20 protein-coding genes are annotated in these 21915 nt (G+C 43.0%); 12 read left to right on the top strand and 8 right to left on the bottom strand.

Annotation, left to right across the window (positions count from 1 at the left end; genetic code table 11):
• The first annotated feature begins 4 nt into the window (after nt 1-4).
• The 6 genes from rho to EJ419_RS06485 all read left to right on the top strand — a co-directional run bounded on the left by rho (nt 5) and on the right by EJ419_RS06485 (nt 5751).
• Nucleotides 5-2023: a transcription termination factor Rho gene (gene rho, locus EJ419_RS06510; protein ID WP_131284837.1), complete on the top strand. Its 2019-nt coding sequence runs from the start codon at nt 5-7 to the stop codon at nt 2021-2023.
• 109 nt (nt 2024-2132) lie between these two features.
• Nucleotides 2133-2516: a chorismate mutase gene (locus tag EJ419_RS06505; RefSeq protein WP_131284835.1), complete on the top strand. Its 384-nt coding sequence runs from the start codon at nt 2133-2135 to the stop codon at nt 2514-2516.
• A gap of 30 nt (nt 2517-2546) precedes the next feature.
• A complete protein-coding gene (locus EJ419_RS06500; protein WP_131284833.1) occupies nt 2547-3305 on the top strand; it encodes a class I SAM-dependent methyltransferase in 759 nt (252 codons plus the stop codon).
• 131 nt (nt 3306-3436) lie between these two features.
• A complete protein-coding gene (locus EJ419_RS06495) occupies nt 3437-3895 on the top strand; it encodes an RrF2 family transcriptional regulator (protein ID WP_240680365.1) in 459 nt (152 codons plus the stop codon).
• Nucleotides 3896-4909: an NADP-dependent oxidoreductase gene (locus EJ419_RS06490; RefSeq protein ID WP_131284831.1), complete on the top strand. Its 1014-nt coding sequence runs from the start codon at nt 3896-3898 to the stop codon at nt 4907-4909.
• Nucleotides 4909-5751: an alpha/beta fold hydrolase gene (locus EJ419_RS06485; RefSeq protein WP_131284829.1), complete on the top strand. Its 843-nt coding sequence runs from the start codon at nt 4909-4911 to the stop codon at nt 5749-5751. Before EJ419_RS06490 ends, EJ419_RS06485 begins: the two co-directional genes overlap by 1 nt.
• Before the next feature lie 337 nt (nt 5752-6088).
• On the opposite strand, the gene EJ419_RS06480 is transcribed toward EJ419_RS06485, so the two are convergent.
• On the bottom strand, nt 6089-6457 hold the full coding sequence (locus tag EJ419_RS06480; RefSeq protein ID WP_131284827.1) for a sigma factor-like helix-turn-helix DNA-binding protein: 369 nt from the start codon (nt 6455-6457) through the stop codon (nt 6089-6091).
• 323 nt (nt 6458-6780) lie between these two features.
• Between EJ419_RS06480 and EJ419_RS06475 the strand changes: the two genes are divergently transcribed.
• The 5 genes from EJ419_RS06475 (at nt 6781) to EJ419_RS06455 (ending at nt 10654) form a co-directional block, all read left to right on the top strand.
• Complete coding sequence (locus EJ419_RS06475; RefSeq protein WP_131284825.1) at nt 6781-7023, top strand: hypothetical protein; 243 nt, start codon at nt 6781-6783, stop codon at nt 7021-7023.
• 39 nt (nt 7024-7062) lie between these two features.
• Nucleotides 7063-7917 carry an ABC-three component system protein gene (locus EJ419_RS06470; RefSeq protein ID WP_131284823.1) on the top strand — a complete coding sequence of 285 codons (855 nt, stop codon included), beginning with the start codon at nt 7063-7065 and terminating at the stop codon, nt 7915-7917.
• Nucleotides 7901-8125, top strand: a complete 225-nt coding sequence (locus tag EJ419_RS08525; protein WP_131284821.1) for an ABC-three component system middle component 7 — start codon at nt 7901-7903, stop codon at nt 8123-8125. Before EJ419_RS06470 ends, EJ419_RS08525 begins: the two co-directional genes overlap by 17 nt.
• 70 nt (nt 8126-8195) lie before the next feature.
• Nucleotides 8196-9755, top strand: a complete 1560-nt coding sequence (locus EJ419_RS06460; protein WP_165496266.1) for a DUF2326 domain-containing protein — start codon at nt 8196-8198, stop codon at nt 9753-9755.
• A gap of 455 nt (nt 9756-10210) precedes the next feature.
• Entirely contained in the window at nt 10211-10654 is a 444-nt protein-coding gene (locus EJ419_RS06455) for a hypothetical protein (RefSeq protein WP_131284817.1), read from the top strand.
• A 53-nt stretch (nt 10655-10707) separates the two neighbouring features.
• Here the strand turns inward: EJ419_RS06455 and EJ419_RS06450 are convergent, their stop codons facing one another.
• From EJ419_RS06450 to EJ419_RS06425, 6 genes are all read right to left on the bottom strand, one after another.
• Nucleotides 10708-13053, bottom strand: coding sequence for a glycoside hydrolase domain-containing protein (locus EJ419_RS06450; RefSeq protein WP_131284815.1), 2346 nt, complete (start codon nt 13051-13053; stop codon nt 10708-10710).
• 360 nt (nt 13054-13413) lie between these two features.
• Nucleotides 13414-16161: a valine--tRNA ligase gene (valS, locus tag EJ419_RS06445; RefSeq protein ID WP_131284813.1), complete on the bottom strand. Its 2748-nt coding sequence runs from the start codon at nt 16159-16161 to the stop codon at nt 13414-13416.
• Between the two features lie 178 nt (nt 16162-16339).
• On the bottom strand, nt 16340-16768 hold the full coding sequence (locus EJ419_RS06440; RefSeq protein ID WP_131284811.1) for a hypothetical protein: 429 nt from the start codon (nt 16766-16768) through the stop codon (nt 16340-16342).
• A 195-nt stretch (nt 16769-16963) separates the two neighbouring features.
• Nucleotides 16964-18532 (bottom strand): ABC transporter substrate-binding protein, encoded by a 1569-nt coding sequence (locus EJ419_RS06435; RefSeq protein ID WP_165496265.1) that lies wholly within the window; start codon nt 18530-18532, stop codon nt 16964-16966.
• 69 nt (nt 18533-18601) lie between these two features.
• Nucleotides 18602-19279, bottom strand: a complete 678-nt coding sequence (gene nth / locus EJ419_RS06430) for an endonuclease III (protein ID WP_131284807.1) — start codon at nt 19277-19279, stop codon at nt 18602-18604.
• Nucleotides 19280-19298: 19 nt separating this feature from the next.
• Entirely contained in the window at nt 19299-20102 is an 804-nt protein-coding gene (locus tag EJ419_RS06425) for a response regulator transcription factor (protein ID WP_131284805.1), read from the bottom strand.
• Between the two features lie 215 nt (nt 20103-20317).
• Here EJ419_RS06425 and EJ419_RS06420 point away from each other — a divergent pair, with 215 nt between their 5' ends.
• On the top strand, nt 20318-21046 hold the full coding sequence (locus tag EJ419_RS06420; protein WP_131284803.1) for a hypothetical protein: 729 nt from the start codon (nt 20318-20320) through the stop codon (nt 21044-21046).
• 164 nt (nt 21047-21210) lie between these two features.
• Here EJ419_RS06420 and EJ419_RS06415 read toward each other — a convergent pair whose 3' ends face one another.
• A complete protein-coding gene (locus EJ419_RS06415) occupies nt 21211-21702 on the bottom strand; it encodes an inorganic diphosphatase (protein WP_131284801.1) in 492 nt (163 codons plus the stop codon).
• Nucleotides 21703-21915: the final 213 nt, after the last annotated feature.

Below are 21915 nucleotides of genomic sequence, written 5' to 3'. Positions count from 1 at the left end.
ACGGGTGGCAAATACAAATCTTGCAGATATGAAGCTTCCGGAGTTGCGAGAGCTCGCTAAGCAGATGATGCTTCGCGGTACGTCAACTATGCGTAAGCCTGAACTTATCGATGTTATTGAGCGAGCACGCAGTGGTGGGGAAGCGCCAGCAGGCGTTCGCGTGGTTGCTCCAAAAGCAAACAAGACGACAGCGACTCGTCGTAATGCTAAAAATCTTAATGAGGATGCGCACAATGAAGAAACCGCGCAGTCCGCTTCTTCTGTTCAGTTAGATGTGCAGTCAGAATCCGATTCAGTAGAGTCTGCGCAGTCTTCACAGTCTGAACAGTCCTCACTTCCAATTCTTGACCTGCCTCTCCCACGTGGCAATCGTTCACGTCGTGCGAGCGCAGCTCAGGATGATTCAAACAATGAAGAAAATACTTCCAAAGCTAAAATCACTCTTGATTTAGGTGATATTCCTGTGCGGCGTCGTCGCAATTCACCAGTTAGTGCAGAAGAGCAGGCAGCGCATGAAGCTCAGCGTCATCAGGTGAAGGCTGATTTGGATGATATTCTTTCAGCATTGCCAGATCGTTCAGAGCGCGAACGTGCAGAAAATATTGCTCAGTCGGCGGCTGAGCGCGAGCAGCGCGGTACTTCTGCAGTAGTAGATCGTCGCAATCGTCTTTCCAATGAAGAACGTCAACGTTTGGATGAAGAGACTGAGAATACTGAGCGTCGTATGCGTCGTAATACTCGCGTGGACGTCATGGATGATGACAGCGATGATGACTTTGATGAGCGCTCTTCTCGTTCTGCATCTTCGCGTAATCGTATGCGCAATGATCGAAATGATCGCAATGCGCGTAAGAATCGTAATGATGTTAATGATGATCAGCAGATTGATGAGCCAAACGATGAGCTTATCCCAGTTGCAGGCGTTATCGATATTCTTGATTCATATGCGTTCGTTCGTACTTCTGGCTATTTGCCTGGTCCAAATGATGTCTATGTATCTATGGGACAGGTTAAGAAGTATGGTCTCCGCAAGGGTGATGCTGTACGCGGATACATTAAAGCAGCGCGTGATGATCGTCGTAGCCAGCGTCAAAAGTTCGTTCCATTACAATCAATTGAGACAATTAATGGTTTAGAACTTGATGAGGCTGCTCAGCGTCCACAATTCTCCAAGCTCACTCCTTTGTATCCTCAGGAGCGTTTGAAGATGGAAACTAATCCAAACAATATGGTGGGTCGTATCATTGATATCGTTTCGCCAATTGGTAAGGGTCAGCGTGGTCTGATTGTTTCTCCTCCAAAAGCGGGTAAGACTATTACTTTGCAGAATATCGCTAATTCGATTACTGCAAATAATCCTGAAGTTCATTTGATGGTTGTTCTTGTCGATGAGCGTCCAGAAGAAGTTACCGATATGGAACGCACTGTTCAAGGTGAAATCATTGCTTCAACTTTCGATCGTCCTGCAACTGATCACACCATCGTGGCAGAGCTTGCTATTGAGCGTGCGAAGCGTCTTGTAGAGCTCGGTCAAGATGTCGTAGTTCTGCTTGATTCTATGACTCGTTTGGCGCGTGCATATAATATCGCAGCTCCAGCATCAGGTCGAATTCTTTCTGGTGGTGTGGATGCACAGGCACTCTACCCTCCAAAGAAGTTCTTCGGTGCGGCACGAAATATCGAAAACGGTGGTTCTTTGACGATTATTTCTTCCGCTTTGGTTGAAACAGGTTCAAAGATGGATGAAGTTATCTTCGAAGAATTCAAGGGTACTGGCAATATGGAATTGCGCTTGTCTCGTGATTTGTCCGAAAAGCGCCTCTTCCCAGCTATTGATATTAATGCTTCTTCTACTCGTCGCGAAGAACTCATTACCGACCCAAGCCAGATGCCAATTATTTATCGTTTGCGTCGTGCACTTGGTGGTTTGGAGCCAGAAGCTTCATACCAGCAGCTCGTTGGTCGTTTGAAGAAGACTCAGACAAATGCAGAATTCTTCCGCATGATGGCACAAGGAAACTAAAATAATAGTTTCTGAGAAGTAAACGAGCTAAACATTAAGCATAGAAGGCGGTTTCGCTATAGCGGGCTGCCTTTTGCTTATATAGTTCCCATACCGTAAGGTGTACAGTATGAGTGAGAACGAGAACGAGAATGAGACTGTGAACGAGAATACGCAGATTTCGTCTGAACTAGTCGATGAACACACGTCAGCGATCGTTAGTGACGCTATACGTGGGATAGAAGAGCAACGCGAAATAATTGATTCGATTGATGACGACATCGTTCGTTTACTAGCTCGTCGTTTTAAAGCCACGAAGCGAGTGGGGCAGCTGAAAGCTAAAGCTGGATTTGCGGCCCTCGATAGTGCCCGCGAAAATCGTCAACGGGATAGACTTCGTGTAATTGCAGCAGAAAGCGGTCTTGAGCAAGAGATAGCGGAAGGTTATCTTGAATTCGTTGTCGGTCAGTCAAAGAAACGACATAAGAAGATTGCTGAAGAGGGAGATAATTAGATTTCGTGAATGCTATCAAGAGAGACTTACATGACAAACTACCAAGATATTAACAGCAAAACCATTGATTCCTGGGTAGAAGAAGGATGGCAATGGGGAATCCCCGTTTCACATGAAACATATGAGGCTGCTAGAAAAGGGCAATGGAATGTGCTTCTCACTCCAACTAAACCTGTGCCGCATGCATGGTTCCCAGATCTTAGCGGTAAGAAAGTGCTCGGTTTAGCATCGGGCGGTGGGCAGCAAATGCCGATTTTCGCGGCTCTTGGCGCATGCTGTACGGTGCTCGATTATTCTGAGAAACAGCTTGAATCGGAACGAATGGTTGCTCAGCGTGAGGGATACAATATCGAAATCGTTAAAGCGGATATGACGAAACCATTGCCGTTTGAGGATGAAACGTTTGATGTCATCTTCCATCCGGTATCAAATTGTTATGTCGAAAAAGTTGAACCGATATTTGCTGAGGCATACCGTGTCTTGAAAAAGGGCGGTGTAATGCTCGGCGGATTCGACAAGGATCTTATGGCAATAGTCGATGACGAGGATCAAACGAAAATTCGTTGGTCATTGCCATTTAATCCACTCAAAAATGCCGAACAGATGGCATATCTGGAGTCTGAGGATGCTGGAGTGCAGTTCTCTCATACCTTGGAAGAGCAAATTGGAGGACAGCTTAAAGCAGGTTTTACTTTAACTGATTTGTATGAGGATACTCTTGGAGAAGGCGCACTTCATGAGATGAATATTACGACTTTCTTTGCTACTCGTGCGGTAAAGGCTGATTAAGGATACTGCTAGCGCGCAAGAAAATATAAAGAGAAATAATGTATTACGTAAAGTCCCTATTTGCACTTATAGTTGTACTAGTAATAGATACAAGTACAAAACGTGTTCGATTCTAAGTGGGTTGGTTTTAAGTGATTGATACAAAATTTTCTGTAGCGCTACACGTGCTTGCTATGGTAAGTGAGAGTTCTGAAAGTCTCAGCTCGCAAAAGATTGCTGAAAGTGTAGGAACGAATGCTAGCTATATCAGAAAAATTATTGTTTTACTCAATAAAGCGAATATCTTAGAATCGAGGCAAGGCAAAAGAGGATATTCCTTAAGTAAATCAGCTCGCGATATAAGTCTGCTTGAAGTTTATTACGCTACTCAAGAAATAGACCATATAAAGTTGTTCGACATACATAGCAACACCAGTGAAGAATGCCCGGTGGGTAGATATATAGGTGAAGCTGTACATGATACGTTCTCGCCCGTGGAGGAGCATCTTGAACGTGAATTAGCATCACAAAATCTTGAAGACGTTATCGAAAATCTTTACCGTGAAGCAAGCAAAAGCAATTCCCATAAGAATAATAGAAATGAGAAATAAATGAAATCTGCTCAACTTACTAAGTATGATAAAGACAATATCTCGTTTGAGATGCGTGAAGTTGCTCAGCCGCACATACGTGACAATGAAGTGCTCGTCAAGACTTTAACAGCAGGCGTAAACCCTGTAGATAATATGATTTCACGAGGCGAAGTAAAAATGATTACGCCATATAAGCTGCCACTTATAGCTGGCAATGAATTGGTTGGCGTAGTCGAAGAAGTGGGGTCTCGTGTAGAGGGCTTTTCTAAAGGTGATCGTATTTTTAGTAGACTCCCACTAGATCATATCGGTGCATTTGCTGAGTATGTTGCAGTTGATAGTGACGCAATTGCTCATGTGCCAAGTTATCTGTCAGATGTTGAAGCAGCAGCAATTCCACTCACTGGATTAACGGTAATGCAAGCTTTTGATCTGATGCATGTGGAAGCTGGAAAAACGATATTTATTTCTGGTGGTACTGGTGGCGTGGGTGCGATTGCTATTCCTCTCGCAAAGGCGAAAGGTTTAACTGTTATAACGAATGGTAGCGCATCTAATAAAGAACGTGTTCTTAGCCTTGGAGCCGACAGGTTCTTAGATTATAAGACGGAAGATTATACAAAGAGCGTGCACGATGTTGATTACGTCTTAGACACTATCGGAGGCAAGGAAACTGAAAAGCAGATGGGGATTATGAAACCAGGTGGACATATTGTTTCGCTACGCGCTATGCCAAACGGGGAATTCGCTCGTAGGATGAATCTTCCATGGTGGAAACAGATACTTCTAACTGTTGCTGGTTTCGGGATTGACTCACTTGCAAAGAAATACAAGGTACATTATTCCTTCGTTTTCGTTCAAAGTAATGGAAAGCAATTGCGAGAAATCGCAGAAATCTTGGAAAACAATCATGTTAAAGCCTCCATTGATAGTGTGTATTCGTTCTCTGAAATTAACAAGGCATTAGACAAAGTTGCGAACGGGCATGCTCGCGGTAAGACAGTAGTCAGCTTCGAAAGCAAGGAAAAATAATGTCTTATATTAATACAGAGAATAAAGTAATCGACGTTAAGAATACGAAGATTGTGTATCGCGAACTGGGCATGGGAAAATCTCAATACCAGTTAGTTATGCTTACTCATCTTTCGGCAACGTTTGATAACTGGGATCCGCTGCTCCTTGATTTACTAGCGCAGAATCACCATGTAATTGTACTGGATCTTCCTGGAGTAGGTGCAAGTGAAGGTAAAGTTCCACCTAAGATTGAATTAATGGCTCAGCAGGCTATAGATATCTTTGATGCACTAGGACTGGAGAAGATAAATCTTTTGGGATTATCTATGGGTGGAATGGTTGCTCAAGAAATTGTACGGCTTCGAGGACAGATGGTCAATAAGCTGATTCTTGCTGGGACCGGACCGCGTGGCGGATATGAAGTGGATAAAGTTACAGGCAAGACTTTCCGGTATATGATTCGAGCTGCATTCGAACGGGTAGATCCTAAACGCTATATCTTCTACACGCATGATGATCAAGGTGCGAGGGAAGCTCAACAGGTCTTAAGTCGAATGGGCGAGCGTGCAGAAAAATCGTCAGTACGGGATAAAGAAATATCTGTAGGATCTTTTATAAGACAATTGAAAGCGATTAAACGCTGGGGAAAGGAAGCTGAGGATAATCTATCATTCATTACTCAGCCCACGCTTATCGTAAACGGTGATCAGGATATGCAAGTTCCTACGCAGAATTCTTATGATATGCATGACAAAATAAGTCAAAGTGAGCTGGTTATCTATCCACAAGCAGGGCATGGATCGATATTCCAGTATGCTCAGCAATTTGCACATAAAGTACAAGCGTTCTTAAATGCATAGTCGTATAATCGCATAATATTGAGAAATCATCTCGTGGAAGAGCGAGAGGTTCCTTGATTTTTTAAAGTTTATATTGGTATGCGCGTGGTAAAGAAGTGGTGGCTTTCAAGAGATAGTCGATACCGGTTTCTCATGAAGATTGACAGGTATGCAAATTTGATTCATTTGATTCTACTACAAGAGACGTTGAAAGTAACAGTTAAAGCATAAGATGACAGTTACGAAGTCGAAGAGTGCGGATGCATAGGTATAAAGGTATGGAATAATCTTATTACCTAATGACGGTTGGAATGGCTGCATGCAAAGAATATTTGTATACAGCCATTTTGTTTGGGTGCTAGTTAAGCTTTCCAGCGTAATCGCGCATGATCTTTATCGCCCGGCGATACATCTTACGAACTGAAGACTCATCCTTACCTAATATCTTTCCTAAATCCGTGAAAGAATAGCCTGCGATAGTCTTTCCGAGTACTATTCGTCGTTGATTTGTATTGAGAACGCTGAGAAGTCTATGCGCATAATCGATATTAATAATCTCAGACTCAGTATTTGCCTCACTAACAAAATGTTCTCCTTCGTAAGAGAACGTTGATAATAAAGAATGACGATCTCGACGTGAGTCAGCCCTATCTGTTTTAGCCCAGTGAGAATCAAACTCCTCCATTTCCGTATTTATTCTTGATATTTCATTGTTGTATTCGCCCATGAGGGCTCCTCTCAATTGTGTGAGAGGAAGCGCTTCCTGTATTTACAGATGCTCAGGCTTGATCGGGGTCTGAGGTTCTTGTGACTTATCTAGCTAGAAATCGTCATTTCTTGCCAGTTAAGTGATGAATCGTGCCGCATTTCAAGACATTGAGAGTTATCAAGTCTTCAAATTTCGTTATAGAATAGGAGACAATCTAGCAATCTTCTAGTCTTATCGAATTCATCTATAGATAAGGTTATGGGGAACAAAATTTATATTGGGAGTGTGTTGGGTCACCGTGGTTCACGCTGGTTCAGCTTGAAGGGGAAGGAGAATAAAAAATGATTACCTTTCCTGTCCTTTTTAGAATCCTGCATAAATATCTAGGTTCATCTGATACCGTTCCGCAATTCTTTAGAGAATTTATGCAGAGAATTACGAATGTCCCAGAAGCAGAGTGGGGAATGAAAACAGATGCTTCTGGAAGACTGCTCGATGGAACAATACGTACTTATACCAAAAGAGGTATTAGTGGTGCAGTAGCAAGAAATATTATTGATCATCTTTCCTTAGGAGGCATGTAAGATTGGATACTTAATCTTAATGACGATAAAAAAGACCTGATGGTCGAAGAGATTAAATACTATAATCCTAGTTGTAATGCTGATAATATTGCAGAAATAGTTACCGAGTGGGTTCGTGAAATCATTACTACCAGTTCAAAAGTTATATCAAAAGGTGAGATATCTGCTGCAAAAGATGTAGACATAAGACGCAGTTTAAAGGTCAAGTTCGGTGATTATCTTCTTCGTGAAGCATCAGATTATTGTACTTTTCCCGGTTGCTCACAGATGCTATATGTAATGAATGACGGGAAAATGCAATATGTATATGAAGTGGCAGTAATAGATAAAAGTAAGAAGATTGATTTAACGAATATTATTGCGATGTGTCCTAGATGCCAAGGTTTTTATGACGTGAAGAGAACACGAAAGAATGTGCAGGCGATGAAGCGAATAAAGAAGCTATTGTTCAATCGCAGTAACGCTGAAATACGTATGAGCGAGGAAACTTTTGAGAGAGGAATTGTTGCTGTAATTTCTGGAATCGAGAAGCTCAAACCCAATGAGCTTATAGATATATCTTTTGAACCAAAGTCGATAGATAAGAAAATTGATGCCAAGAAATATTTACATCTTTATAATGAAGTACGAATGAATGTATCTCAATATTTTGTAGCTGTCAGACGAATACTTGAGTCTCTCAATGATGATGGTACCATCGACTTTGAATCTTTGCAGAATCAGATGAGAATGGTATATAAAAAATTAGTAAAAAGTAGAGTAGACGCATATCAGATTTTTGATGAAATCTGTAAGAAACTCGAAAAAGCTACATTGCAGGACAGACTGTACTGTCAAATATTAGTATGCTATTTCATTCAAAGTTGCGAGGTGTTTGATGAGACTACCGAATAAGCTTTATCCGTATGGAAAGTCAGTATTATATTACCTTCCTAAAATTTTAAAGAAAATTGACGATGGAGATACAGATATACGGAGTCTATTTGATTTTATAAAAAGTGATTTGGAAAGCTCGACTGACTTTCTCGAGATAATGGATTGTCTTTACGCTTTACGGGCCATAGATATGAGCGATGATGGGACGGTGTATCGTGCTTACTGAGATTTATTCACCTGTATTCAGGCATAGTGGTGAGACGAGGTCGCCGATACATTTTAAACAGGGACTTAATGTGATATTAGGTGATGAGAGTGGAGAGAACTCCATCGGCAAATCTTCCTTACTGCTTGCCTTAGATTTTGTCTTTGGTGGTAATACCTATATAGGCAGCGAAGCTGACAAGCATATAGGTACGCATGATGTATGTTTCACTTTTCGGTTTAATGGGGTTGACTACCATTTTCTGAGAAATACTAATAATCCCAAGAAGGTATACATAACGGATTCGAGGTGGAATCGTACAGGAGACGTATGGGAGTGTGGTGATTTTACTCATTGGCTAAGTGCCAAATACAATATAGATTTCTTGGGATTAACTTTTAGAACAGCTGTATCGCTATACTCGCGTATCTATGGAAAGCAAAATTTAGATGAGCATGATCCTTTAAAAGGTCATAGTGCTGAGACTAAAAGAGATAGCGTGTTTCGTCTTATAAAGACGTTTGATGAGTTTTCGAAAATCGATATGTATTCTAAAGAATTTGAGAAGTTTCGGCAAGAATTGAGTGTATTCAATAATGCAAGAAAATATGAATTCATAGCATCAGACGTAAAGAATAAAACTCGCTATGAAGCTAATAGGATAGAAATAGGTAGATTAGAAGAAAAACTGCTGTCTTTGCAGAATAGCCAGCCGAGAGAATACGACAAATATGAGGTAGATGTAAAAAGTAAAGTCATTGATTTGAAGAACCAGAAGACTATACTGGATAATCAAATTTCTAACCTCTATCGTAAGAAGCGATTGGTGGATTTGAGTCTATCTTATGGTCTACTTCCAAGAGTTTCAGATCTTAATGCATTGCAAGAGTTCTTCCCAAATGTTAATTTGAGAAAAATATACGAGGTAGAGAATTACCATCAGAAACTCTCAAAAATACTTCAGGAGAACTTCAAACAGGATCAAGAATCTATACAAGAACAAATTACTGCTTTAGAAGAGATAAGTAGAAAATTCGCAAGTCAGATTAATGAACTAGGATTACATAGCGACGTTCCACTAGAGTTCGCTCAAGCGTATAATGAGATAACTAGTAGAATCAAATCTTTACAAGCACAAAATGATGCGTATGCGAAAGCTCGTGAACTTAAAGATAAGAAGAAGCAATCACTGACTAATCTTAATGATGCTGTGACAAGCATCCTTAACCGTATTCAGAATTCAGCGAATATGAAGATGAGTGAATTTAATAGACAAATTTTCCAGGGTGAAAGGCGAAACTCTCCCGAACTAAATTTGAGAACATCTTCTAACTACACATTTTATACGCCAGAAGATAACGGTACTGGAACGAACTATAAAGGGCTCATTCTATACGATTTGGCTATTCTAGAGCTTACAAATATTCCTATTATCATGCATGATTCACTTCTTTTTAAGAATATTAGTGATGAAGCTATTCAAGGAATTATGGAGCTCTATTCTAAGGCGAAGAAACAAATATTTATCGCATTTGACAAGCAGAATTCATACGGTGAAGAAGTACACCGAATTCTTCATGATAATACTGTAATTCAACTCGCTGGAAATGGAGAAGAACTCTATGGAGAAGCATGGAATAGAAAAAGATGATGTTAAGGTACTGAAGGTGACTGTCAAGATTTCTAACATACTTCGCTGGATTGCGCTTGCCTTGTGCTGTATACCCCTAACTGACACTGTATGTGGAGTTAAAGATTAAGGGTGGTCTTATTATGGTGGGTGGCGTGACATTTTTTGTACTCGTGATTGCGAGTCTGCTGTGTCTTTGCTCTTTGCCGCTGGAAAATACGTGGTAGAAATTTTCAGGTTGACAAATGCATTTTATATCACATATCGGTAGATGGAAGTTTGTGCTCTACTTATTCAAGATCTCTAAGTGTCTTATTATGATGACGATATATACTTTTGGTCTATTTTGTGGCTTTATAGAGTTCTTAGCATTTAGCCTTATGTTTCCTTCCTAACTTGGCAGAGGCATCTATGAACAGCAAGTATTGCATTATATATTAGAGATAAGCATATAATTAGAGAGAAATGAAAGAACGATGAGTCATAAAGTAACTATTCGCTACTTGCGAGGAACTACTAAAATTGTTTGGTTTATTGGTCTTACACTTTGTTACGCGACGCTTCTTTTGCCTAAGATTCCTCTTTTAATGGTACAGCAGGCATTTAGTGGTCAGACTGAAGAGGGGCTTAGAAACCTAAAAATTCTTACATACTGTGGAGCTGTAGGATTCCTACTTTTGGTGGGTGTCATTGTGGTGTGCATCATTCAGATTCTTATAAAATCTAGAAAAACTAATGGTAATGAGGCTTATAGAATAATAGCGTGTGAGAGTCCGGAAGTAGCATGGAAACATGTTCTAGTAATAACCTCAAAAGTTTGTTATTATCTAGCTATTACGGCAGTGACTATTATGGGGCTTTTTATCGGATTTGTTGCGTTGATATTCACTGTAATATCTTTATCGTTCTTATTAGAATGATATGGTTGGCTAGAGTGAAGATTTTCACTCTAGCCAACCATATAAGGGTTATGCTACATATTAGCTAAGCGGTTAGCATATGCTTCGCTGAGTACATGTATTTGTGAAGATGACGGCAGGGAATTTGCGTGAGCTGCATCCTGTAAATAATCCTTGGTAAAATCCCAATTTATGCCGAGCGCATCAATCCCATCACACAATGATGCGAATGCTTCTACTACATTCTCACTGCTACCGCCAAATCGCTCATAGAAGAAGCGATGTATGCGGGTATTCTCATTTTCAGCGAAAATCTCCTTCATAGTATCTGAAAGAGAGGTATCGTCTGGATGATCTTTGAGATGAGCTGTGATAAGCCATGCGTCCGCATCAGCAAGAACATCGTTATAATCGAAGCCAGTTGATACGCCTTTTTGGCCGATATTATTGAGCATCCATGTAGAGAGATCATTACCATGCCCCTCACGTTGATATGATCCCCAGACCTGAATGAGGTCGAGAGGCCAACCACCCAGATCTCCAAGTCCGTACTTATCGTATGTATATTCAACGCCCCAGTCGATATAGCCTAATGCGGTAGCTGCAAAGTGAGCTATATCGCGAGTTGGAAGCGTATTCTTAATCGGAGCCTGCTTTGCACAAATAGTAGCGCATAGTTCGCGTGTGGCGTCTTCATCAGCCGGCTCTGGCAGTTCAGGAGTGTAAAAGTGCCATAGAGTAGACGTATACTCCGGCTTGCGAAGCCATTCAAGTATGAATTTTCCGACTAATCTCTTGTGTGATGCATGAGGATTGGCAAATCCTGACATCGCTTCCAAGCACTCAGCCTCCGTCTTCTTTACCCACTTATAGAACGGGTCATCATTTGGATTCACTAGTGGTGACAAGAGGTGATCTACAGCTGGCACACGACCTGAGTATGCTACGCGGTCTAGATCCCACTTACCGTGATATCCAGAAATCTCTGTGAACTGATCGTAATTCCAAGAATTTGGGATAGAATATCCAAGATTCCCAGAGAACCCGCTTGACATATCTGACACGAATGCACTGACTGCAAGTCCAGCTTTAATTACGCGGTCGCATACGTGACGCGAGGCGTAAATACCCACGCGGTACATGCCATTGAGAGTGTTATGGATTGCACGGAAGTATGGAATGATATGACTGTCAATCTGATAATCCATAATATCCATATCCACAGCAAAATAGATAACCGTAGATGGTATACGAAGACGATAAGCTGCTTGGGAAGCGCTCTGAGCATGACGGCGTCCGTTAGCATCTGTAAAGTCGCCGAGCTGACGAGAGTTCTCCTGGAAAATAGGGAAGAACTTCATGCCGCCATTAACGATGCGCTCAAGTTCACCAGGGCGAATGGCCTTAAAGTAATCGCGCGGATTTAATTTATCCATGCCTGGCTCGGTCAGATAGCGACCTACAATCTGGTATCCGTCAGATTTCAGATGAGTAAGAAGCTCGCTAGTAATCTCGAATCGTGTATCGCAAGCTACACATGCACGATTTAGATCTCCTTTAGAGGTAAGCAAACTCATCCATGTAGTCCTGTCGAGAACACCCGTACGAGGAATCGCGTAAGCTGCTTGGAAGTTTCGGATCAAAGACTCCAAGTTAGAAGTCCACCCTGAAGTTGCTAAAGAACCATAACCATTCGCAAGAAGAGCCGCGCTTCCTAACCATACCCATGCTCCATTGGCAGATGCATTCGCAGCAGAAATAGTTTTCAGATGTGAAATAGTCCCGCTGCCGAAATTACCAGTGGCATCATCTGGGCTGTAGCCTTCTAATGACTGCAATATTTGAATAAGAGCAGTATTCATCTGTCGGCTATACAGACCGTCTGTAGGAATAAGCCCAGTGAAGTTTCGATAATCTCGATTAATGCGTTGCTGGACAGTACGAATTGAGTTCTTTCCACCCTGCGTAGTAAGAAGTTTGTACTGATCCATACTCAGCAACGCCATCATAATATCGAGGTTAACGGTAGAATCGCCTGTAATTCCCATATCGGTTTTGAGTTGACGAATAGCGGCACCTGTGCCATCGAAGAAATGCTGAGTGATTTCTCCGGCTCCAGTGGAGTAACCTTTGCACCATAGTGCTCCTTGAATAATGCTATAGACATTATTCGTTGTCTTGCTGTCAGAGTTTTGCTGGCGGATACCTCCTGGCCAGCAATTCTTAAAACGAGACTGTGTACCCGCTCCGAAATTATCCGCAGTAGCTGTAATACCTAGCTCAATTTGCAATGCGTGCAAAAGACCATAGATAGTAGTCCACCCGGTATTACCATCTTCTGGGATGAGAGTATATCCGGGACGATTGCCATATGTTTTATTGAGCCACGTTTGCGTAGCTCTGACCATCATATCAGTCATAATTTTCTCCTTAAGAGGATTTCTACTTTCGTAGGGCAGATGTATTTCATCTGTCTCTATAAGCCAGGAGAAAAGGCAAAATCGGACATAGAATTAAAAATATTTTTATTTATGTTTTATGTTTCAATTTCAATTTTTGGTATCAAAAGATTTGAGTGTGTAACCGATAAGAATTGAGCTGCTTCATGATTGAAGGAAACTATTTACACAGTCCAACAAACACGGAACGCTCAAACCAAACGCACACCCTAAAAAGCGTATCTATCAAAATATGATGGAGCGCTAACCACAAAACCCGTGATTAGCGCTCCATTAAATAAACCGCAAAGTCATCGTATGATGGCTTGTAAGTTTGAATTATTACTTCTTTGCCGGAGCCTCTCCAAGCTCGGAAGCAGTAACAGTAATTTCCTCTGAGTTTGCATCTTCAGCAGACATATCAGCAGCAACGAGTTCGACAGTTCCCGTTACCTTACCTGCCTCATAGATGTCAGCTGATGCGGCTTCTACAGCTGGAATTGCAGAAGCATCGAGAGCCAAAGTTGCAGACAAAATCGGGGTCTTCATAGAGACCTTTGCTTCGGACTTAATCTTGCGCAATGCTGCCAAAGCGCGACCAGCCCAGAGCAAGACATCGCCTGCAGATGCAGTATCCCCGGCAGCTTCACGATAGAGTTCGGAAGTAGGCCATACTGCACGGTGTACAGAGCCTTCGCTCTCATGCAACCATGAATATACCTCTTCAGAGGCATATGGAAGATATGGAGCCAAGAGTCGAGCAAATGCATCCAAGCCTAATCCAAGAGTTGTGCGTGCAGAAAGAATGTCGGACTCACTTGGCAAGTTTCCAGTGGAATCAGCTGTGCCGTAAGCGCGGTTCTTTGCGAGCTCGATATAGTCATCGCAGAACTGCCAGAAGAAGGTTTCGATAGTTTCCAAAGCACGCGCATGATCGTAATCATTCAAAGCCTTAGTTGCCGTATCGATGACGTCAGCTAAATGAGCCATAACTGAGCGATCCAATGGATTCGTCACGTCAGAAGCATTCCATGTAGCAGCTGCACTGGATGAAACATGATGGTTTTCATCCTCGCGACCAATAGCCAATGCGAACTTCGTAGCGTTCAAAAGTTTAATAGCTAAACGACGACCAATCTTCATCTGTCCGATTTCGTAAGCCGCATCTGTTCCAAGGCGTGCAGAAGCAGCCCAATAACGTACCGCGTCAGCGCCGAACTTATCGATTGGTTCAGCAGGAACGACTACGTTACCCTTAGACTTACTCATCTTCTTGTGGTCAGGATCCAAAATCCAACCGGACAATGCAGTGTGAGCCCATGGGAGCTTGCCGTTTTCAAGATGAGCTCGTACAACCGAGCTAAAGAGCCACGTACGGATAATATCCTGACCTTGAGGACGAAGGTCCATTGGGAATGTAGCGTTAAAGAGAGCTTCATTCTCTTCACCTGGCTCAGCCCACTTTGTCACAATTTGTGGTGTGAGAGACGATGTAGCCCATGTATCCATGATGTCTTTTTCAGCAGTAAAGCCGTTTGGCATATCACGCTGATCTTCGGTGTATCCAGCTGGCACATCGATAGTTGGATCAATTGGCAAAATATCTTCCGATGGAGTCAAAGGATGCGCGTAATCGACTTCACCATCAGCGTTGATTGGATACCATAATGGGAACGGTACACCAAAGAAGCGCTGACGAGAGATAAGCCAGTCGCCGTTCAGGCCATTAACCCAATTCTCATAGCGGACACGCATGAAATCAGGGTGGAAATCAAGCTCGCGACCACGCTCGATAAGTTCAGCATTCAAAGCACGATCGGTGCCACCATTTGAAAGATACCACTGGCGAGATGTGACGATTTCCAATGGCTTATCGCCCTTTTCATAGAAATTCGTCATACGTTTGGTAGGGGTTGGCTCGCCGTCCAAATCACCTGATTCGCGCAAAGCATCAACGATAATCTGACGAGCAGAGAAGGTTGTCTTACCGGCGATTTGCTCGAAGAGAGCAATGCCCTCTTCAGAGGTAATCCACTCTGGAGTGGTCATAGAAAGACGACCATTTCGCTGAATAATTGAGCGAGTAGGAAGGCTTAGATCACGCCACCACTGGACGTCGGTGACATCACCGAAAGTACAGCACATAGCGATACCTGCACCCTTATCCATCTCAGCAGCAGTGTGAGCTACTACTGGGACTTTAACGCCAAAGAGCGGGGAGTACACTTCCTTACCAAAGAATTTCTGATAACGTTCATCATCAGGATGCGCAATCAATGCCACACATGCTGGAAGAAGTTCTGGACGTGTGGTCTCAATATAAATTGGATCTCCAGAAGTTCCATCTTCATTGACAAGATGGAAAGCAACTTTATGATAGAAACCGTCATATTCACGGCTTTCTAATTCTGCCTGAGCCACTGCTGTTTGGAATGTGACATCCCACAAACCAGGAGCTTCCTTCTGATATGCCTGACCACGGCTGAGATTACGAAGGAATGCTTTCTGCGCTACGCGTCGAGGATGCTCACCAATTGTGTGATACGTATTCTTCCAGTCAACAGATAAGCCGAGAGTGCGCCATAATTTCTCGAAGAGTTTTTCATCTTCGCTAGTAAGGCGTTCGCATAATTCGATGAAATTCTGGCGAGAAACTGGAACCTGATCCTTTGCCTGAATTTTCTTTGTAGTACCTTCAAATGGTGGCTTAAAATCAGGGTCATATGGCAAAGAGGTATCTACACGTACGCCGAAATAGTTTTGTACGCGACGTTCTGTAGGAAGACCGTTGTCGTCCCAACCCATTGGGTAGAAGACATCGAAGCCATTCATACGCTTAAAGCGAGCGATGACATCAGTATGAGTATAAGAAAAAACGTGACCTACGTGCAAACTTCCCGAAACCGTTGGAGGTGGTGTATCAATAGAGTAAACCGCCTTGCGGTCGCGAGTTCCTTGGAATGCGTATGTCTGCTGTTCTTCCCATGTCTCGCCCCACTTGTTTTCAAGACCCTCAACGCCGACCTTGTCAGGTAGAGGAGTCAAGTGTGCGGACACGCTCAATTCGTGTGCTTGTGCTTCATTAGTCATGCTCACGATTTTACGGGAGTTACGCGACACGAGGATAAAGCGTTTTCTAATGATTTTAAGCGTTTGCGCGCAGTTTGCTTTATAGGAAGTTCGCTGTATGCAAACGCTTAAATTTTCGTTGTTAGAAATTATTCCGCATGAGTATCTCGCGGTCGCACTTCACCACTTCACCAAGTTTTCACCGTGAAGCATGCATCGTGCCGTAGAAGAATAAATCATGAGTATGCGTATCGTAGAAAACTACGAAAATACTATCTCCTTTAATTGCAAATCGTTGATAGAGAAGGGTTGGAGAAGACAATGAAGCCTTCTCTATCTTGAATTTTTGATTTACATCGTTTATGAGATTACTTACGCTCGTATCACGGTCTTTTGATCCTGCGATATAAGTTTCCTCTGCGTTCTTGATAGGAGAAAAATTCACGGGATTGGCTATCGCATCGAGTGGATTGATATGACCTGTGTTTTTTGCTTTGAGAGTTCCATAGCATAACGGTGCATCCCACCCTTCTTCTTTATGAAGCGAAGTAACCTCTACCGTTGGTGGTAATTGCACTCCATACACTGACGCAATATACTGTGCTGGCTGGTTCTGGTGCCACAGCACAGCGAAGCATACGCATATCGCCAGAGTGGCGGCAGTGAGAAGAATTATGAGTTTTCGGCGTTTTTTTGTACGCGAATAACGGACTTATGTGTAAATACATTCATTGAAGTCACCTACCATAATAAACAGATGCTAACCCGTCATTGGTGACAACAATTTTAGCAAAGAATGAGCTAAGAAATAGTTGTAAGAAATCTATTTCTTAATAATCCGCGCAAAATCAACATATGCGTCAGCTAGTGCAGTAGGAAGCCCTGTAATCGAACCGCGTGCTGCTACAAGAGGCTGCTCCTCGTAAAGCCATAAGAGTGGTGCATCCTCAGCAAGTCGAGAAGCTACTTTGTGTACGTTATCTACATACGTATCATTGCTGGTAGCTTCTTGGGCAGCTTCCCAATTATTTTCCATGTCGGCATTGGTATATGACGTGAAATATGACGGATTAGCGACAGTTCCTAAATCGTGGCTTCCCACAAAATCAACCAATGCCATATCGAAATTCTTGCCTTCTACGACTTGAGCATTCCACTGATCGTCAGGAACAGCTTGTGGAGTAACTGAGCCCCCGAGTGCAGAAAGTTGAGAAGCGATTGCCTGAGCAAGAGCATCACCATAGCTAGCAGGGTATGACAGCGTAATATTGCGATTGTACGCGAAGAAACTGAGCAATTGACGAGCCTGCTGAAGATCATAAGGATACAAGCCGTTGTAATCCTCATACCCAGGATCAAGGCTCGCAACTGGGCCAGAAATCGGCATTGCACTTATACCGAGCTGAGAAATGAGCGACGATTTATCAAGCATGGCGCGATAGGCCTGACGTATATGGGTATCGGAGAAAATCGAATCAGCGCTGTTATTGAGCGTGATAGCCCAACGGTGTGTGCTGGCAGTCGCAGTAACAGTAACATTCGATGATTTTTCTAGGGTGTCGCGTGCTTGCGAAATATTCGATACGGCAGGTGAATTTGCCAATGGAATAATGGCGTCAATCGAACCTTTATTTAAGTCATCTACGGCGGCGGTTGTGTCCGAATACGAAGTAAGAACTACTGTTGATGATCCTTCTAATGGAGACCCCCAGTACTGATTATTGGCTGTAAGAGTTAAAGACTTTCCTTTATCAAAGCTTTCTACTTGGTAAGGACCCGATCCCACAGCAGAAGTTGCTTTATCATTGGAGCTTTCAGCATCAAGTACGATTCCCGAACGAGTACTCAGAGACCACAGAAGTGTAGGATCAGGAGTCGAAAGTTTGAGAGTGACAGTATCGCTATTACCGTTCACAGCAGAAATATGGGATAGCCTGTCATAACCGGCCGTTTGATTTTCAATGGTCGAGCGCAATGATGCAACGACATCTTCAGCATTGAGAGTATGCCCATTTGAGAAACGCATATTGCGGTGAAGAGTAAAAGTATAGGTTAGAGCATCACTCGAAATGTCCCATTTTTGGGCAATTCCTGTGGTTGTTGGCTCATTCTTTTCATTTCGTCCCACAAGAGTTTGGTACACATTACCCAGTAATGCTTGGTCGAGAGCAGTAGAAGTATCTGTAGTAATATCAAGAGAATTCAACGGTTTATCGGTAGCAACTTTAAGAGTTGTTCCGTTTCCAGCAGATGATGGTTGAGTCAAAGGCAAACGTACGCCGTGAGTTATTACAGCCCATACGCCACCAACGATAAGAGTAAGGACTAGGAGGGTGGCGATAAATATAACACCTGGATTGACAGAACGTTTTTGCGCTGGGGATTTCTTCATGCTTTTCATTGTACTTGGAGGCTTCGCTAAGATTGTATGAACTGGAAAGCTGCGCGAAGTTTGTGATAACTATTTTGTATACAATCCGTAGCTCGGGCAAGTTTGGTTTAATGGACAACTCTCGCACTTGGGGTTACGAGCATGGCATGTAGAACGTCCAAAAAGAATGAGTCGGTCGGAAACATTCTTCCATTCGCTTGGTTCGAAGTACCGTGTAATCTCTTTTTCAATGTGGCCAGGATCTGGGTTCGTTTTGCGCCAATCTGTGCGCCAACGAAGTCGTTTGGTCAGTCGGATGACATGCGTATCAACTGGGAATCCAGGAGCGCCAAAGGCATGCCCGAGAACAACATTAGCTGTTTTACGACCCACCCCAGGCAGGGTAACGAGTTCTTCCATTGTGCTAGGAACATCGCCATCAAAATTCTCTATGAGAGCCTGTGATATCTCGACAGCGTGCTGTGCTTTAACGCGCCAAAAACCAATTGAATGGATAATTTCGCCTATGATATCTACACGTGCGTGAGCCATTGCTTGAGCAGTTGGGTATAAGCGAAACAGTTCAGGTGTTACCTCATTGACACGAACATCAGTAGTTTGTGCACTCATCATTGTGGCTATGAGTAGCTCAAATGAGTTTGAAAAATTTCGTCCCGGTCGAGGGTCTGGTATTTCGCGACATAAAATTTCGTATTCATTGTGGATACGTTCTGCTCGTTCGCGTGCAGTTTCTCGTGATGCTGACATAATAAATGTAGTTTAACCGTTAATCGTTGATTGAAGAAGAATTATCCGACGAAGTGGGATTTTCACTCATCATGTCATCATGAGACGATAAAGAAGTAGAACGCATACTTTGCGGAGGGTCAAAACGATAACCTACATTTCGTACGGTACCAATTGCGGACTCGAATTCAATTCCTAATTTTGCGCGCAAACGACGAATATGAACATCAACTGTACGTGTACCACCGTAATAATCGTATCCCCATACTTCTTGCAGGAGCTGGACGCGAGTAAAAGCACGCCCAGGGTGCATGATGAGATATTTGAGCAGTTCAAACTCTTTATACGCAAGGTCCAAAGGCTCGCCGCGAAGAGTGGCAGTATACCCTACAGTGTCCACTTCAAGTGCTCCGCATGAAATCATGCCTTGTGAGTCGGAATTGGGCGAATCCTCAGTGTGTTCAGGTTGATTGTCATCAATGAAAGTCGAAGGCTTAAAACCGCCTGAAGCGATGACTCTGATACGGGTCTCTACCTCAGCAGGGCTTGCAGTATTAACAACAAAATCAGTTGCTTCCCACTGTGCATTAAAAGCTAAACATCCGCCTTCACTTAAGATGACAATAATTGGAAATTCAACGTGTGAAGCAGAGGCCATAGAACAGAAAGTTTTTGCGGCGTTGACATCTTCGCGTGCGTCAAGAAAAGCAATCGTATTATCAGGAATACGCACGAGTGAAGCGGTTTCGGCAGGAAGTACACGGACGCGATGTTGCAAGAGCGCTAAGGCAGGCAAAACTGATGCGGGATCTGGTGAATTGGTAATAAGCGTTAAATCTTGCATAGAACCATCCTCATGCTGTCAGCCTGTAATTGTTCGATAATTTAGCTATTTTAGCGCATATCGCGCGGTACGTGTAATTATTGCCTTCTTCATTTAGTACTATAAATAATAGTAACTGTTTGGTACGTCATGTAACCGCATCCTGATACATGTGTGATGCACATTGTTGATTGTGTTGCTATGTGATGTGGTACACGACGATGGGGAGAACGAGAATGCGTAAAAGTGCGATATGTGTAGGCATAGCTAATGCAATAGCCGCGTTAATTATGGCAATTATTTCGGTAGCAATATCCTTCACGGGTGCAGCAGCAATCTGGATTATGTCTGTATGGGTTGTAGTTATAGTAACTGCTTTTGCTCTCGTTTTTCCGGTAGAAATATATACTCCAACTCCTGGTACGTCGCGTATCGCTGCAATCGCCGCTGGAGTTGCATCAGCGATTGCGGGCATCGCTGTCTCGACTGCTGAACGTTTTGGAATCGCGCTTTTTCTTCTTATGACAGCGCTGATAGCAGGAGGATTCCTTTTTGAAATGTTGAGACGAGACCGCTCACAGTTGATTAAATCATTGTCGTCAATTATTTTTATGGGAACTCTCGGCTTGGTCTCGTCGGGGTGGACAGCTACCGGTCTCGCAAAAGCATATGTATTATCTCATCCGCGTGGAATGTGGGTTGTGCTGGCATGTGTTGTCGTAGGGGAAATAGCTATATGCATGTGTGCAGCGTTGTGGTCGCACGATGCTCTGGTGCAAAATAAGAAAAATGAGATTTCGCAAGAAACCGCTGGAACTGGTGAAGATACGGAAAATGTGAAAGCTGAAGTTGTGCATACTTCACGGATTCCTTTGATTTATCGTTATAGCGGAATTGCTGCATTGCTCAGTGGAATATTCCCACTTGGAGTGGTTCTTATTAGTGGTGTGATGAATAATCTGTAGACGATAATTCAGCGTTGAAGATAGGCGTGGATGGTTTTTGAATAGATAACCATCTGTGGCGATAAAAATCTGCTACATGAAATATGCTGAGTCCCCATGTGAAAACACATGGGGACTCAGCATATAAGAATTATTTCCTCGAAAGTTAACTTGGTGTAGCTTCTTTACTCAGCATCAGCAAGGCGCTGGCGTGCTGCTACGATTTCAGCCTCTGCCTTGTCAACTGTAGTCCAGTATGAACCTGGCATAACTTCCTTACCAGGCTCAAGAGCCTTGTACTGGTTAAAGAAGTGTTCGATTTCTTTCTTATGGAATTCGTTAACATCGTCGATATCCTTGATATCGTCGAAGCGAGGATCAGCAGGAACGCACAGAATCTTGTCGTCTCCGCCAGCCTCATCAACCATGTGGTACAAGCCAACTGCACGGCACTCAACTACGCAGCCTGGGAATACGGAGTTTGGAATCATAACGAGCGCATCAAGTGGATCGCCGTCTTCACCCAAAGTTCCTTCAATGTAACCGTAATCATCTGGGTAACCCATGGAGGTAAACAAAGTACGGTCAAGCATAATGCGACCGGTCTCATGGTCTACTTCATACTTGTTCTTAGATCCGCGTGGGATTTCTACTAAAACGTTAAATGTCTCTGCCATTTTTTCTCCTCAAAGAGATATGTACATGCACTCGTTATGATGAGCGTTCGATTTCTAGCATACTGAGTGCGCAGTATAAAGGGTTCGCGTGAGTGTGCAGGCGGTGGACGCATGAGGTGAGAACGCTTGTGGTTTTCGGTGGCGTGAGTAAATCGCATCTGGCCAGTATGTGCTGGAGTAATGGACAGTACATTCTTGTGTTTATTCACATTC

The organism is Alloscardovia theropitheci, assembly GCF_004332295.1.
Lineage (GTDB): Bacteria > Actinomycetota > Actinomycetes > Actinomycetales > Bifidobacteriaceae > Alloscardovia > Alloscardovia theropitheci.
This window is presented reverse-complemented; position numbering and strand designations above follow the sequence as displayed.